Origin of the sequence: Brevundimonas vesicularis (assembly GCF_014204545.1) — a bacterium.
Lineage (GTDB): Bacteria > Pseudomonadota > Alphaproteobacteria > Caulobacterales > Caulobacteraceae > Brevundimonas > Brevundimonas vesicularis_B.
This window is the reverse complement of sequence record NZ_JACHLJ010000004.1, coordinates 76,805-92,406: the sequence shown is the minus strand read 5'-3', so window position 1 is coordinate 92,406 and position 15,602 is coordinate 76,805. Positions and strand designations below refer to the sequence as shown.

At 66.1% G+C, this 15,602-nt stretch carries 11 protein-coding genes; 7 read left to right on the top strand and 4 right to left on the bottom strand.

Features of this window, described 5'->3' with window-relative positions:
- A complete protein-coding gene (locus tag HNP47_RS14485; protein WP_184280103.1) occupies positions 1-2,856 on the bottom strand; it encodes an ATP-dependent DNA helicase in 2,856 nt (951 codons plus the stop codon).
- Between the two features lie 58 nt (positions 2,857-2,914).
- Between HNP47_RS14485 and HNP47_RS14480 the strand changes: the two genes are divergently transcribed.
- From HNP47_RS14480 to HNP47_RS14470, 3 genes are all read left to right on the top strand, one after another.
- Positions 2,915-5,422: a ligase-associated DNA damage response DEXH box helicase gene (locus HNP47_RS14480; RefSeq protein ID WP_184280102.1), complete on the top strand. Its 2,508-nt coding sequence runs from the start codon at positions 2,915-2,917 to the stop codon at positions 5,420-5,422.
- Positions 5,419-6,171 carry a ligase-associated DNA damage response endonuclease PdeM gene (gene pdeM, locus HNP47_RS14475; protein ID WP_184280101.1) on the top strand — a complete coding sequence of 251 codons (753 nt, stop codon included), beginning with the start codon at positions 5,419-5,421 and terminating at the stop codon, positions 6,169-6,171. The genes HNP47_RS14480 and pdeM overlap by 4 nt, the downstream gene beginning before the upstream one ends.
- Before the next feature lie 93 nt (positions 6,172-6,264).
- Complete coding sequence (locus HNP47_RS14470; protein ID WP_184280100.1) at positions 6,265-6,726, top strand: hypothetical protein; 462 nt, start codon at positions 6,265-6,267, stop codon at positions 6,724-6,726.
- Between the two features lie 351 nt (positions 6,727-7,077).
- Here the strand turns inward: HNP47_RS14470 and HNP47_RS14465 are convergent, their stop codons facing one another.
- Positions 7,078-8,571 carry a hypothetical protein gene (locus HNP47_RS14465; protein ID WP_184280099.1) on the bottom strand — a complete coding sequence of 498 codons (1,494 nt, stop codon included), beginning with the start codon at positions 8,569-8,571 and terminating at the stop codon, positions 7,078-7,080.
- On the opposite strand from HNP47_RS14465, the gene HNP47_RS14460 reads away from it, so the two are divergent.
- From HNP47_RS14460 to HNP47_RS14450, 3 genes are all read left to right on the top strand, one after another.
- A complete protein-coding gene (locus HNP47_RS14460) occupies positions 8,533-9,243 on the top strand; it encodes an ATP-binding protein (protein WP_184280098.1) in 711 nt (236 codons plus the stop codon). The genes HNP47_RS14465 and HNP47_RS14460 overlap by 39 nt on opposite strands.
- A gap of 837 nt (positions 9,244-10,080) precedes the next feature.
- Positions 10,081-11,046 carry a HEPN domain-containing protein gene (locus HNP47_RS14455; RefSeq protein WP_184280097.1) on the top strand — a complete coding sequence of 322 codons (966 nt, stop codon included), beginning with the start codon at positions 10,081-10,083 and terminating at the stop codon, positions 11,044-11,046.
- 166 nt (positions 11,047-11,212) lie between these two features.
- Positions 11,213-11,503 carry a hypothetical protein gene (locus tag HNP47_RS14450; RefSeq protein ID WP_184280096.1) on the top strand — a complete coding sequence of 97 codons (291 nt, stop codon included), beginning with the start codon at positions 11,213-11,215 and terminating at the stop codon, positions 11,501-11,503.
- Here the strand turns inward: HNP47_RS14450 and HNP47_RS14445 are convergent.
- Together HNP47_RS14445 and HNP47_RS14440 are read right to left on the bottom strand one after the other, a co-directional pair.
- Positions 11,500-12,105, bottom strand: coding sequence for a DUF3363 domain-containing protein (locus tag HNP47_RS14445; protein WP_184280095.1), 606 nt, complete (start codon positions 12,103-12,105; stop codon positions 11,500-11,502). The genes HNP47_RS14450 and HNP47_RS14445 overlap by 4 nt on opposite strands.
- Positions 12,106-12,186: 81 nt before the next feature.
- Positions 12,187-13,317 carry a relaxase/mobilization nuclease domain-containing protein gene (locus HNP47_RS14440; RefSeq protein WP_184280094.1) on the bottom strand — a complete coding sequence of 377 codons (1,131 nt, stop codon included), beginning with the start codon at positions 13,315-13,317 and terminating at the stop codon, positions 12,187-12,189.
- A 523-nt stretch (positions 13,318-13,840) separates the two neighbouring features.
- Between HNP47_RS14440 and HNP47_RS14435 the strand changes: the two genes are divergently transcribed.
- Positions 13,841-15,589: a PAS domain-containing protein gene (locus HNP47_RS14435; protein ID WP_184280093.1), complete on the top strand. Its 1,749-nt coding sequence runs from the start codon at positions 13,841-13,843 to the stop codon at positions 15,587-15,589.
- Positions 15,590-15,602 lie beyond the last annotated feature (13 nt).

Here is a 15,602-nt window from a genome sequence, read left to right as displayed (position 1 = left end):
CTAAGTCGTCTCGGGGTTCAGGAAACTGCGGGTCAGTTCGACCGCATCGGCCAGACCCATGCGCTGGACCTCGGTCCCGGGCGGCAGGCTGGCGAACAGGCGGGTGGGAGTGGCGGCGTCCAGCATCAGGAACACCCCCTTGTCGTCGCCGCGCCGGATCAGCCGGCCAAAGGCCTGGGCGATGCGGGCGCGGGCCAGGGCGTCGTCATACCCCTTGCCGCCCAGCCGTGCGCGCCGCGCCTTGTGCAGCAGGTCCGGACGCGGCCACGGCACGCGGTCGAAAGCGAGCACCCGTAGCGACCGTCCCGGCACGTCCACCCCGTCGCGCACGGCGTCGGTGCCCAAGAGGCAGGAATTCTCCTCGACCCGGAACATGTCCACCAGCGCCCCGACCTCCAGGGGATCGACATGCTGGGCATACAGAGGCACGCCCGACTTCGCCAGATCGGGCCCCAGCCGCTCATAGACCTCTTTCAATCGGCGAATGGCGGTGAACAGGCCCAGACCCCCGCCGCCCGCCGCGAGGAACAGTTCGCGCATCGCCGCCGCCGTCTGGCGCGGATCGTCCTTGACCAAGTCGTTGACGACGATGACACGGCTGTTGGCCGCATAGTCGAACGGGCTTTCGACCTTCAGAGTGCGGGGCGGCTCAATAAGTCTCGCCGAGCCGGTCCGCATCCGCGCCAGGTCGAACGGGTCTTCCTGTAAGGGATCGGACAGGGTGGCGGAGGTCACCAGCACCCCGTGCGACGGCACGATCACGGCGGCCTCCAGCGGAACCGTCGGGTCGATCCAGTGGCGACGCAGGGCCACGTCGTGGATGCGGCCGAACGCGGTTTCGGCCGACAGCCAATCGACGAAGTCGGGATCGGGCTGATCGCCCCCATCCTCCAACGCCGCCAGCATCGACCGCCAGCCCGGCAGGGTCATGCGCGCGCGCCGGTCCAGCCCGCGCAGCGCCCCCTCGATCCGCGAGCGCTGCGACCCATCCAGTTCGGCCGCCTCGTCATCGAGGATGTCCTCCAGATGTCGCGACAGGGCCAGCAGCGGCGCCTCGATGGCGGCCAGGGCCTGGGCCGCCGCACGCGCCGTTTCGGCGACGGGATCGGTCACCGGCTTCAGCGCGCACTCCATGCCGAACTCGGGCCCGCCATAGGTGTTGGTCTCGGCGGTGCGCGCCCGAAGCTGGTCCAGGGCGGCGGCCAGGAAGGCTTCGATCGGGCCGATCGGATTGACCTCGCCCGAGGCCGGCGCGACGCGGCCCGACACGCCTTCCCCCGGCAGTGCGGCCGAGGCGCGGATGGCGTCCTGCAGCGCCTTCATCGCCGCCTCATTGTCGTTGACCATGTCGCCCAGCCGCTGCTCTAGCCCGCGACCGCGACGCCCCCGCCCCTCAGGCCCCCGGATCCAGCGGCGCAGTTCGGCCGCCTCCTGGCCCGACAGACAGGCGGAAAAGGCGCTGTCGGCGGCGTCGAACAGGTGGTGGCCCTCGTCGAAAACGATCCGCTTCAGCGCCGCCGTCTCACCGTCCTGCTTCTGGCCGCGCGCCGAGCGCGCCCCGTCGAACGCCGCCTGGGTCAGGACCAGGGCGTGGTTGGCGATGACCAGATCCGCGCGGCGGCTGGCGCGGATCGTCTTTTCGACGAAACAGGTGCGGTAGTGCGGGCAGGCGGCGTGGACACACTCGCCGCGCCGATCCACCAGATTGGCCGCCGCCGCCGCATGGGCCGCCGGCATGGCGAACAGGCCGGGCAGCCAGCCAGGAAAGTCCCCGCCCGTCATGTCGCCATCGCGCGTGTGCAGCGCCCAACGCCCGGCCAGCGCCAGGCCGATCAGGTCGCCATTCCCCAGCTGGGCCGCCTGCACCATGTCCTGCAGGTTCAGGACGCACAGATAGTTCTCGCGCCCCTTGCGGATCACCGCCTTCTTCCTGCGCTCGGCCGGATCGGGCCACAGCGAATGGCTTTCGCGGTCGATCTGGCGTTGCAGCGCGCGGGTATAGGTCGAGATCCAGGCCGCTCCCTGGTTCCGCTCGGCCCACAGGGAGGCGGGCGCCAGATAGCCCAGGGTCTTGCCGGTGCCGGTTCCCGCCTCGGCCAGCAGCATGCGGGGCCGCCCCTCTTCGTTCCTCGGCGAAAAGGCGAAGGCGGCTTCGGCGGCGTAGTCCGATTGGGTCGGCCGCGTCTCGTCCAGACCCGAGGCCTGAAGCAGTTTCTCCAGCCGGATGCGCGCGCTCTCGCTGTCGACCGGCGCCGATCCCGCCTCGCCGCGCGGCGCCTCGTCCTCCCATTCGGTCAGCCGCGACCAGACATCCAACCCCGACCCGCGATGCTGGCGCGCCCGTACGCCGCCGGCCTCCAGCGCCTGAACCACCCGCTCGCCCCAGGCCCAGCCCGCCCGCTGCATCGTCAGCGCCAGAACATAGGCCGCCTCGCGCTCCGGGTAGGCCGGATCGACCAGTTCGCGCAGCAGCAGCCCCGCCGCCTCACGCAGGGCCGCCGCCTGTTCTTCCGCCGATTTCGGCTCGGCCAGACCCAGCGACAGCGCCAGCCCCGTCGGCGACGGCGCACAGAAGCGCGCCGGCCGCACGAAGGCGTACAGTTCCAGCACGTCCATCAGGTCCGGCGAGCGCGGCGGCGGCGTCAGCCCCAGCCGCCGCGCCGTCAACGACGCGTGCGCTGCCATTACCGGCCCGGTGCTGAAGAACCCCTCGGCCGCCCCGCGTCCGATCTTCCTGGCCCCCGCCTCGTCGCACACCGCCCCTGCGCCCGGCGGCGTGGCGAGCGCCGGCGGCAAGTCCGCCCACGGCTGGGCGCCGGTCGGGCGGGTTTCGGAAATGACGGATTCGTCGGACACGTCCGATAGATAGCGAGCCTGGGGCTGAAACGGAACGGGAACATGCTATATCCCGTCCGTGACGACCGCCGCCGCTCCCGCAACGCTTCCACCCCTGTTCGCCGACTGGTTCGCGTCGCGCGGCTGGGCGCCCCGGCGGCATCAGCTGGAGATGGTCGCAGCGGGGCAGGCCGGCAGCCACGCCCTGCTGGTCGCGCCGACCGGCGGGGGCAAGACGCTGGCGGGGTTTCTGCCCAGCCTGATCGACCTGGCCGAGCGCGGACCGAAGCCGGCGACCGGGCCGGGGTCGGGGGTGCATACGCTTTATCTGTCGCCGCTGAAGGCCCTCACGACAGACGTCGAGCGCAATCTGATGACCCCGATCCGCGAGATCGGGCTGAACATACATGTCGAGACGCGCACCGGCGACACCAAACAGTCCAAACGCCAACGACAGCGCGACTTCCCGCCCGACATCCTGCTGACCACGCCCGAGCAGTTGGCCCTGTTTTGCGCCTGGGAAGGCGCACGGTCCTATTTCGCCGATCTGCAATGCGTGGTGCTGGACGAGGTGCACGCGATCTGGAGCGGCAAGCGCGGGGACCTGCTGTCCCTAGGTCTGGGGCGGTTGCAGAGCTGCGCACCCGAAATGCGCCGGGTAGGGCTGAGCGCGACTATCGAGGATCCCGATCTGATCCGGGGATGGCTCAGTCCCTCGCCCGGCGTCGCCGATGTGGCCCTCGTCAAAGGCGACCCCGGCGCGCCGGCGGTCATCGACGTGCTGATCTCCGAGGGCAAGGTTCCCTGGGCAGGCCACACGGGACAGCACGCGATCCCAGAGGTCTATGCCGCCATCCAGCGTTCGACCCTGGCGCTGATCTTCGTCAACACCCGCTGGCAGTCGGAGTTCGTGTTCCAGCAGCTGTGGGCCATCAACGACGAGAACCTCCCCATCGGCCTGCACCACGGCTCGCTGGCGGCCGAGCAGCGGCGCAAGATCGAGGCGGCCATGGCGCGCGGCGACCTCAGGGCCGTGGTCTGCACCTCGACGCTGGATTTGGGCATCGACTGGGGCGACGTGGATCTGGTGATCCAGATGGCCGCGCCGAAAGGATCTAGCCGTCTGGTCCAGCGGATCGGCCGCGCCAACCACCGGCTGGACGAACCGTCTCGCGCGCTTCTGGTGCCCGCCAGCCGGTTCGAGATGCTGGAATGTCAGGCGGCGCGCGAGGCGGTCGCCGACAACGCCTTTGACTGGGAGCCGGTCCACATCGGCACGCTGGACACTCTCGCCCAGCACGTCATGGGCGTCGCCTGTTCTGAGGCGTTCGACATGCAGGCCCTGTATGACGAGATCACCGGCTGCGGCCCCTATCGCGTCCTGACATGGGAGCAGTTCGAGGAGGTGGTCGATTTCGTCGCCACCGGCGGCTATGCGCTGCGCACCTATGACCGGTTCGCCCGCATCGTTCGCACGCCGGATGGCCGCTGGAAGGTCAGAAACCAGCATATCGCCCAGCGCCACCGCATGAATGTCGGCGCTATCGTCTCGGCGGGCACGCTGAATGTCCGCGTCGCCAGCCGTCGCGGCGGCGCCTCTCGCCAGCTGATCGGCGGCCGCAAGGTAGGCGAGGCCGAGGAGTGGTATTTCGAACAGCTGACGCCTGGCGACACCTTCCAGTTCGCCGGCCAGATCTGGGCGTTTCAGGGCATCACCGGGACCGACGCCCTCGTCACCCACGCCAACGACAGCGACCCCAAGATTCCGTCGTGGGGCGGTTCGAAGTTCCCCCTGTCCACGTCCCTGGCTGACCGGGTGCGCACCATGATCCACGACCGCGACCACTGGCGCGTTCTGCCGCCCGACGTGCAGGAATGGCTGGAGCTGCAGGAGACCCGCTCGGTCATTCCCGACGCTGAATCCATGCTGGTCGAAACCTTTCCGCGCGGCAGCCGGCATTTCCTGGTCGCCTATCCGTTCGAGGGCAATCTGGCCCACACCACCCTGTGCATGCTGCTGACCCGGCGGCTGGACCGGATGGGCGTCGGGCCTCTGGGCTTTGTCGTGACCGACTATTCGCTGGCGATCTGGTCGATCAGGCCGATGGACACGATCGACCTGGACGCCCTGTTCCAGCCGGACATGCTGGGCGACGATCTGGAAGCCTGGCTGGAGGAAAGCTTCATGATGAAGCGGTCCTTCCGCAATTGCGCCCTGATCTCGGGCTTGATCGAACGCCGCCAGCCCGGCGCCGAAAAGACCGGCCGGCAGGTGACCTTCTCCACCGACCTGATCTACGACGTGCTGCGCCGCCACCAACCCGACCATCTGCTGCTGAAGACTGCCCGCGCGGACGCCGCCTCGGGCCTGCTGGACGTGGCGCGCCTGGGCCAGATGCTGGCGCGGATCGAGGGACGTATTCGTCACCAACCCCTGAGCCGCGCCTCGCCCTTCTGTGTGCCCGTGCTGGTCCAGATCGGACGCGAGCGGGTCAGCGGAGACGCCGCCGAAATGATTCTGGACGAAAGCGCCGACCCGCTGATCGCCGAAGTCATGGACGACGCCGAACCAGAAGCTGCCGCATGAACGCCGCTCTGCGCCAGACCCTGTCCCCGGCCCGCAAGATTTGCGGTTCGCTGAGCGTGCGGATCGCGGGCGAGGCCTGCGTGCTGCGCTGTTCAGGAGCGATGTGGGTTCCGGCCCACGGCGCCCTGATCGTCGCGGACCTGCATTTGGAAAAAGGGTCGGCCTTCGCCGTGCGCGGCCAGCTTCTGCCGCCCTATGACAGCCGCGCCACGCTGGACAGGCTGGAAGCCGAGATTGTCGAACTGAACCCCGCCATGGTCGTGCTGCTGGGCGACAGTTTCCACGACACGAAGGCCATTCCCCGCATGGCGGCCGACGATCGGGCGCGGCTGGATCACTTGGCGGCGGGGCGCGACTGGCTGTGGCTGGAGGGCAACCACGACCGCGAGGCGCTCGCTCGCGATGCGGACACGGCGTCCCGCCTGCCCGGCCGGATCGTCGGCGACATGGCCTTGGGCGCGCTGCGTCTGACCCACGAACCGGAGGCGCTGACCGCCGACGACGACCGGAGTGGCGAGGTCGCGGGCCACCTGCACCCGGCCGCCAAGATCGCCGCCTACGGACGCGGTGTGCGCCGTCCTTGCTTCGTCACCGACGGATCGCGCATTGTCCTGCCAGCCTTCGGCGCCTTCACCGGGGGGCTGAACGTGCTCGATCCCGCCATCGCCGAACTGTTCGCCGCCCCGCCGCTGGCCGCCGCCCTGGGACGAGACCGTGTCCACGCCCTGGATTGGGCGATCCTGCGATAGTCTGTTCGTAAAGCGTTCAGCACGTCGCTTCACCGCATCTTGGCGGACGGCGATGCAGGATGACGGCGGATCAAGGTCACGGACACCCGCCTCATGCTCACGCCCCGCCGCATCGTCATGGCCGCTCGCCTCGGCTTCGCCCTGGCGGCGCTGGGCATGGCCGTCCTGATGCTGGGACCATTCCAGGGTCTGGAACAGGTCTTCGGCCTGAACGACAAGGCCGCCCACGTGATCGCCTTCTATGGCGTGGCCAGCGGCCTGTTCCTGATCGCGCCGAACCAGCGCCGCGACGACCTGGCCCTCTATGTCATCGCCGCCGCCTTCGGTGCCGAACTGCTTCAGGCCCTGACCGGCCGCAGCGTCTCCGTCGTCGATTTCCTGGCGGGCGCGGCCGGCGTCGCCGCCGCCTGGGCGCCCGGACGGATCGAACAGTTGCGCCAGGCCTTCCGCCACCATCCGGACATGACCCTGGCCGAGATCGATCATCTGGATCGCCGACTGCGCCGCCGCCGCGTGGAAACCAGCCGCCCGGGCGTCGCCAGTGCGCGCGTCTAGGGCTCCAGCTCGATGTCCCAATAAAGGAAGCTGAGAACGCCTTATCCGTCGCGATAAACTCCTGAGCGCATTGATGAATTCCGATCCGACATGGAGCGAAAGAACCCCGTGGTCACCATATGGTCACCACAGAGGCGGAAATCACGAGCGATTTCCAACCTGTCCAGGAGCTTACCAGAAACGGGTTCGACGGTCGCCTGCGAAGGTCGCAGATGCGCCAACAACGGACATCCGCTTCGCGCCGAAAACCGGAAGTCTACTACGCTCTCGCCGACGTTCGTCCACGCCTGTCCGGAAGCCACGCTTGTCGCCGAGTGGGCAAGAATAGTAGTGGAAAGTCCCTGAGGTCGATTAGGCCTCACCGTACTCGCGCTTTCGTAGAGCAACCTCCTCGATGGTCCGCCGCCGCTCGCTCGCGATCTGACGATCGAGGCTAAGGATATGACGTTTGGCAAATTGCTGGACGGGCTCGCGCTTATCTTTAAGCCACGCCTCCATTGCCGTCTTTCGCGCTTGGCTGGCATCGGCCATGCCAAACTCACCCGAAACCACGCCCGTGGCGTCGATCGCAAGTTCCACCGCCGTCCATGTTTTGGATCCGGGCTCGGTTGCTGCCACCAAGTCCCGGCACACGCCGTCAATGGCGGGTGAACCGTCGTAGGCTGCCATGATCCTCGTGAGAAAGAGCCGATCATCATCGTTGCGACAGGCCAACGCCTTGAGCTCTGCCTGGACGGACCCGAGGTCGGGCAGGACTTCTGCCAAGAGCTTGCCGCCCGTGTATTGGAACGACATGTCCGCAGCGTCGAACGCCCTTCGGACCATCTTGAGGACGGCGGTGCCTTGGGTCTGGAGAGGCGGTTTGAGACGAGAGAGCCGGAAAGGCACTGCTTCGAAGCGCTCGCCCCAGTCGCGCTGCCGCTGCCGCACGATCCGGGTTTCGAACCAACGGACAATCTTCTCCGGCCAGACTGTCGCGATGGCGCCGAGCCACCATTCTGCATGGGTGCCAACGGTCGGGATTTCCTCGGCGAGATGGAGCACCTCGTCAATCTGAGTCTCGGAGAACTGAGCGACGTATTCCTCTTTCCAAACGAACCACAGCCGATCTATCCAGCGGTGATTGCCCAGGGCCGCAAGTGCGCGAACGCTCGGCAGAAGCGCAGTGGTGATTACCTGCGGGTGGGTGTCGACAAGGCGAGAAGCGTGCTCCACCAGCGCGAGAATCTCGTTCGGGTCCTCGCGGGACAACACAGTCGATGCGGCTGCGTCGAAAAGGAAAAGGTTCGGCGGCATCTTGAAGGCGCTGAACCGAAGGATGGTGGTGAGATGGCGGCCTTCGGCAATCCATTGCGTGCAAAGCGCCAAGGTCGCAGCCGCCTCTGGACCTAGGGCCAATCCAGCCAGCAGCGGGACGAGAAATGGCGCAAGCTCGACGTGGTGCTCAGTGAGGAGTTGGAACCCCAAGGCCGGACGCGCTTCGGCGAAACGCCTCAGAAACTCATCGAATGAAATGAAGGTGGCACCATCATTCGACTGGACTGAGGCGGCGTCTAAAATGATCGAGAGTAATGCGTCGAAATTCTCGTCGGTCGCCCATTGCACCAACGCTTCCAACGCGGCCGTTCGCTCCTCGCGCATGGCCTCCAGGTCCCACTCCGTCCGATCCCATTCACCTCGCGAAACGGGCTCGAAGCCGACCAACGTCTTGTGGGTGACGTAGTTTTGGTCAGCGTTCACCGCGTCCCTGAACGCTTCTAGTCGCGCTTTCAGTTGATCGCGCAGCGCCACCAGTACGGTGAGGTAATGAGCCTGCTTGGCGTCGTCGCCGGCTTTATGACTCATGAGTTTGGCGTCGCAATCCAGGAGCTGGAGACGACGCATCAGGAACTGGTCGAACTGGCCAAGGATAACCCCCGTTTCGATCCTGTGGTTGCGAGCTTCGCAACGCACATCGCCAGCCTGAACGAGTTCGTGAAGTACTCGTCGGGCTATATCCAGGGTACCAAGGTTCTGCCCACGGCTGCCTATCCGGTCAGGCCGCGTCTGCAGAGAGTCAAGCGGGTTTTCGGACGATACGCGGAAGAACGAAACATCGATGTCGAGATCAGCGCGGAGGCAGACCTTCTCGCTCCGCTCGTGCCTGCATCGCTTTATGACGGTATCGCGCTCAATCTTTACACCAATGCGCTGAAGGCGGTGACCGGCAAGACAAGCGTGGAACGGGGCGTCATCGCGTTCCGTAGTTGGAACGAGGGTCGGTGGCATTACCTCGAGGTTTCGGACACAGGCGTGGGAATTCCGGGCCCGTTGCAAAGCAAGGTTTTCGACCCCCTGTTCACAACAACCGCTTCGCGGAACGACCCCTTGGGGTCCGGCATGGGGCTCGGCCTGGCGCTGGTCCGGCGCGGCGCAGAAGCGTTCGGCGGCAAAGCGGAACTGACGACCCCGCCCCCTAATTTCGCGACCTGCATCCGGGTTCGTCTGCCTCTCAACCTAGAGCGTTCCCAAACATGATAGCAGCGCGTTCCATTCTTTTGATCGACGACAACGAGCAACTGCTCGAAAGCCTGGCGGCCAAACTGCGCGAAAGGCTCGGCAACGAGCCCGTCGAAATCGCTCAATGGATGCCGGCGACGGCTGACGACGATCCTGAAGCCTCGTTCAAACAGAAGATTGATGACAATACCGTCCTCGTCGTCACGGATTACGATCTGACGTCGAAGGGGCTGCGCGGGCTTTTCGGCGTCAGCATAGTGGCCTGGAGCCAGATGGCCGCCGTACCCGTTGGCGACTTCTCTCGTGGGCATCGGGACTCGCTGCCTAAAGAGCCCAACCTGTTCGAACTGAAGGTTCCCCCGACCGACGAGGATGGAGCAGCCTTCATCGCGGCGATCTATGCCGGTTTCCGCGATCTCGCAGCCGGATTGGAGGCACAACCCGATCTGCTGAAGGACAAGAGAAGCCTGGCTGGCGTTCTCTCCGCCCTGGTGGGGTGGCCGCATCTTGAAAGCCAGTTCGCGCTCTACATGTCGCGTCTCGGGGCTGCAAATGCAGGCTTAGTCGAGCGCCTGCGGACAATGAACGCCGAGGCAGGCGATGACCTCAAGCCGATGCAGAAGCTCATGGCCTATCTACTGAGGCATGTGCTGGCAAATTCCATCCTGAAATTCCCTGGGCCGCTCCTGAGCGACAATGCCTTGGCCGCCTACTGCGCAACGAGCGCCACTGAGGCAGACGCGCTTGCTGGCTTGTTCGAAGCGGCGCGCTTCGCCGGCCCATTTTCCCAAGTTGGTCGGTTCTATTGGCGCGAGGATGTCGATGGGATCATCGATGCTCTGAGCGTAGACGTTGATGCTGGCGACGACATCGGGTTCGCGGACTTCAACCGCGCCGTCGTGGAGAGCTCTCCCCGAACGCCAACAGCGCGAACTCGAACGGGTTCGCGACATCCTGCTCGCCGGTTTCGATGCGGCCAAGAACGGCGGAGGCGGCGGCACCCAGACCTGGCGGCGTGGCGGCCAGATCTACAAGATCATCCTGTTCGGATCGTACGCGCGGACGGACTGGGTCGATGAACCGGAGAACGGCTACCTCTCGGACTTCGACCTGCTCATCGTGGTCAACCACGAGAAGCTGACCAACATCGCCGACTACTGGTGGAACTCCGAGGATCAAATCCTTCGCGATCCCGCCATTGGCCGTACGGTCAATCTGATCGTCCACGACCTCCAGGAGGTCAACGACGCCCTGCGACGCGGCGAGTACTTCTGGACCGACATCGTCCGCGACGGCATCGCCCTCTACGAAATCCCCGGTCATCCGTTCGCCACGCCCCATCCGATGACGGCCGACGCCGCATATGCGGCGGCGCTTGGCCACCTCGCTGAGAAGAGCGCAGACATCGAAGTCTGGCTGGCCGAAGCTGCGCAGCATCTTGCGACAGCCCCATCGACCCGTACCAGCCGGAAGCACGCCGCCTTCAGGCTCCACCAAGCCGTGGAAGCGGCCTACGCCTGCTTCCTTCTGGTCCACACCTTCTATTTCCCGCGCTCTCACAACATCAAATTCCTCCGCTCCCTCGCCGAGGACGTGAACACCGGCCTAGTCGAGGCCTGGCCCCGCGAACACCGCTTCGACCGCCGCCGGTTCGAACTGCTGAAGCGCGCCTATGTCGAAGCCCGATACAGCGATCAGTACGATGCCTCCGCTGAAGATCTGGACTGGCTCATGACCCGCGCCCGCCATCTGCGCGATCTCGTCGCCGCCCTCTGCCAGGCCCGCATCTCGGAGCTGAGGGTGAGGACTCAAACCGCCTGATCTGTGGGTGTTTGCGGCAGCCGCCGATCACATTCGCTTGACGAAATGTGAAAATGAAAAGCCCTGAACAGCCCTGAAACAACCCTTCCGTGACCGGCAGTTTCGGCGGGATTGACGACCTGGGGATAAGTGCGTCGCTTAGGGTCTTCACCATGGAGCACCCTCAATGACCCGTCATTTCCCCGAAGAGACCGAAGACGTTCTGCTGAATCGCAAAGAGGCTTCGCGCGAGCTGGCGACCCTCGGCATCCGCCGCGCCCCCTCGACGCTGGCCAAGATCTTCTGCACCCGCTCCGACGGCCCGCCCTGCACCCATCTCGGCCGCACCCCCTATTACCCGCGCAGCAAGCTGCACGAATGGGCCCGGAGCCAGCTGACCGGCCTTCGCTCCTCGTCGAGCCAGCCGCGCCGGCAAGGCGGCTGGGCGCAAGATGTCGATCAGTCGCCGCCGCTCTAGAGTTCCAGCCCCAATCCGCGCCCACGCGACTGGCCAAAGCGGAAGTCCACCTGACCGCCCTGAAGCACCCCGGTTAGCGCCTGCCCGCGACAGGCCTCCAGCGCCGGCCGCCACGGCGCCAGGGTCACGGCGGTCTTGCTCTCGATCACCGCATAGGTCCGCCCACCCATATGCGCCCGGTCCAGATAAACGCCGGAGAACCTCTTCCCCTCCTGAGCCCTGACCATCGGCTTGCCGGTCTGACCAAGCCGCTCCATCTGGCCTTCCAGCTCCATTTCCCAGAGCTGTCGCCTTTCCCTCTCGCCGAGCCCCATCGGCGCGCCAGAGCCGATGCCCCAGCTTTTCAGAACCTCAGCCCGCTGAAGTCCGAGCGCCTTCGCCTCGTCGGCCAGCGCTCCCGATACCGGCCCCTTCGCCAGCCCGCTGGCGACCTTGTCGAGCCAGGTCACACCTCTGGCCTGCGGCTGTAGCTCCAGCGGCCGAACGTCCAGCACCCGCACCTCTAGATCCACCGCCCCATGACGCGCCTGGTCCGCCGCCGAGGCTTTCGCCAGATAGTCCTCCGGTATGGCGAACTGGCCGTCGCTCGCCCGCGATCTCACAGATCGTTCGGTCCGACACCCGCTCCGGCCGCGCTGATCCTCGCACCTCGACGATCGCCCGCTCGGGCACGCGGTCCAGGATCAGGGCGCTGTCCAGCGACGGCAGCCGCACATGACCAGTCGCCCGTCCATCGTCTCCATCACCAGGGCTTGTGGTCCGTTCCCGTAAGGACCGATAGGCTGCACCCCGGCATAGGCGCCGACGACGCTCTCGCCCGCCTTGATCTCCAGCGGCTGAAGCCGCTCCATCTGCCCGCCCCACCGGCCGCCCCAGATCGCCTTGGCGGCCGCCGCCTCTCTCGCTTCGCGCTCCCCGACCCGCTGCAGGGTCTCGCGGAGATCGGCGGGGACGTTCCACATCTCAGGCCCCTCGCGCGCGACCCAGCCCCGCGTTTCCAGATGGACCAGCCGTCGCAGTGCGTCGGTCCGCTGCGCCTCCGGCAGACTGTCCAGCGTCAGCCGTCCGTCCCGGACCTCGCCGATCAGGGTCTGGTCCAAACGGGTGAACCGATCCGCCATGACGTCCCGCTCCGACGAAGCCCGTTCCTGCCTCGGGCCGAGGATCTCGGTCGCCAGTTCCTGGGACCGCTGACGTAGCCCGTGGCTGACGTACTCACGGGGAAGGACCAGATCCCGGCCGTCGTCGCGCTTGCCCCGCAGCAGGATATGCAGATGGGGTCGGCCGGTGTCGTAGTGCTCTCCCGCCACCCATTCGAGCGGCGTCCCCATGTCGGTCGAGACTTGATCCATGAACCGGCGCGTGAAGGCCTTCAGATCGGGCAGATCTCGCCCGTCCTCCGGATTGACGATGATCCGGAAGTGGTGGCGGTCCCCGTCGCAGCGCCGCGCGAACCCGGAGGCCTCCACCGCGTCCTCGCGCGCATCGAAGAACTGGCCCTGTTCGCCACCGGCCCCCGCCCCCTCGCGGGCCACATAGCGGACATGGGTCATCAGCGCCTTCTTCGCGCCCGGAGTCATCGGCACGACCCGAACCTTGACCATCACCCGGCGCATCCCGCCCGCCGCTGAACGGATCGGACGGACGCGCTGGACCGAACCCTTCGACGAGAAATGCCGCGCTCTCGCGCGCGGCGGCATCGACGGCGTCGCCCGGCTGACCAGACGCCCGACGGTCCAGGTCGGCGGCGTCTCCCGTCGCGCCGTCATCGGCGGCTTGAAGCCGTAGTCGTCAGGTTCTCTCGGTTCGCTCATGGAAGGCTCCTGCGCCCTCCAAACCCTTCGCCTTCACCGATGTACCCGGCCGGCGACGTTCAAGGATCGCAGGCTGGATTTTATCTTGCCCTGCCACCCTGTCGCTGCGCCCCTGATTGCTCGTGGCTCCTTGTCATGGATACTAACCGACAGCTTCACCATTGCCCGATCAGACTGCGCAGGCCGGAAAGACGACGACCGAGCGCGGCAGATCGTCGCGGACATCGTGTTTTGCGTGACGAGATTCCAGTCACACTGAAGACGGCGCCAATCAGCTGTCGCCCCCTTTGCGGGTTGGCTTGCAACGGTCGCCACTCCCGCGAAGACAGTGCGGGCGTCGCTCTGCCGTCACATCTCGGAGAGGTCAGGCCTAATACAAATGTGCGGACTCGCACACTCTGCGCGCAAACACCTAAGCGTCCGCGCCAGCGAAAACAGGCTTTGCTGTAAAGTCGCGCCGCTCCAACTATTTACCTTGAGTTGTGACTCAGTGAACATAGTTCCAGATCTGGAGGACTGACTCATGATCAATGCGATGGCTGAAGGGCTAGGCCGATCAGATCAAGTCGCGGACGGCACAGGCGTCGTCGATCGCGACTGGATGATCCACTCCGTCGAGTCGATGCTGCGGCAGGCGTTTCCGACCCTCATCATCGTCGGAAGCCAGGCGTCAATCTATTTCAACGACGCCTGTCGCGCGCTTCTGCCGCTGTCGGCTTCGCAGGGAGGCGTGTTCGGGGACATGGCGCCCTCCCTGTCGTCCCAACTTGCGGCGACCGTCGCGGCGGCTTGGGCAGGGGACGGGGGAACCGCTGACGACATTCGTCTGCATGTCGATCGATCGGAGGGCGCGCGGGAGACTTGGGTCACAGCGGCCGTCACGCCTATCGCCCGCGAGGGCAAGGTCCACGCCGTATTGTGCGTGCTCCGCGACGTCACCGAGGAGAAGGGTCTGCGCGCGCGTCTTGTAACGGCGGAATCGACCCTGGACTCGCTGGCGACCCTGGCCCCCCTCTTCCTATGGCGCCTGGACACCCGCGGGGTCATCCGATGGATGAACGACCGGTGTCAGACCTATTTCGGCGTCAGCCTGCCGCAAGCGCGGACGGACGGCTGGATGGGCTGGCTTCATCCGGCCGAGCGGGACCGCATCATCGCCGATTGGGGCCGCGCCGTCACCCTGGCCAAACCCTTCGAAAGCCGACATCGGCTCCGCAGCGCGGGCGGCGTCTATCGCTGGTTCACCATTCGCGCCCTGCCCCAGTTCGACGAGCATGGAGAGTTGTTCGAATGGCATTCGGCGGCTTTGGAAGTCCTGGACGCAGAGACCGCCGCGCCCGAGCGCCGGCTGCTCTGGACAGTCGATGTCGCCGACTGGACCCGTCGCTTTCTCAACATCGACACCCAGACGGCCTGGCCGGGGGATCGCCCGTCGGTCATCGCCTGGAGCGACCAACTCGCTGCGGTGCTTGAGGAGGACCGCCCTGCATTCCGTTCGGCGATCGAGACGTTGATGACGGGCAGGTCCATCGAGGCCGCCTATCGAGTCCGCGACCGCAGCGGGAGTTTGCTTTCAGTCGAGGACACCGCCTTTCCGTTGACTGAGGCGGATGGGACGATCAGCCGATTCGTTGGCGAATCCCGAATTCGCACCCAGCGCGGCAAGACCGTCCTTCTCATCGACCCTGCGCGCCGGGGTTGCCAGGTGCGCCGCGCACTGGAGAGCGATGAAGTCCGGGTGGATGTGACCGGCGCCCTGGACCAAACGCTCCGGACACGCACGGGCGTTCAAACGATCGTCTACTGCTCCGACTCGACAGTCGTGGACATCCTCAAGGCGACAGAGGTCGTCGGACGCGAGCTGCCTGACGTTCCTCTGGTCATACTGGGAGACCCATTGGCGACGCCGCGCGAGGTCATCGCTCTGCACAACTCGGGGGTCGTCGATCTTCTGTCCTATGGAGACACCGACGAGACCCACATCGCCGCCATTCGCGCGCACTGTGGAATCTCCAACGATAACATCGACCTATCACTACCTGGTAGACCTACCAGGCAGGCCTTGGCCCGGTTGTCACAGCGTGAACGTGAGATTCTGGAACACGCGGTCGCGGGCGGTACGTCCAAGACGATCGGGCGTGTGCTCGGCATCAGCCCCCGGACCGTCGACTACCACCGCGGCAAGGCGCTGGACAAACTCGGCATGAGGTCGGTCAGCCAGGCGGGGGACCTTCTCACCCCCCGGCAAGCCCTACCCGCAAGCCGTTACTAGGCGACAAAAGTAC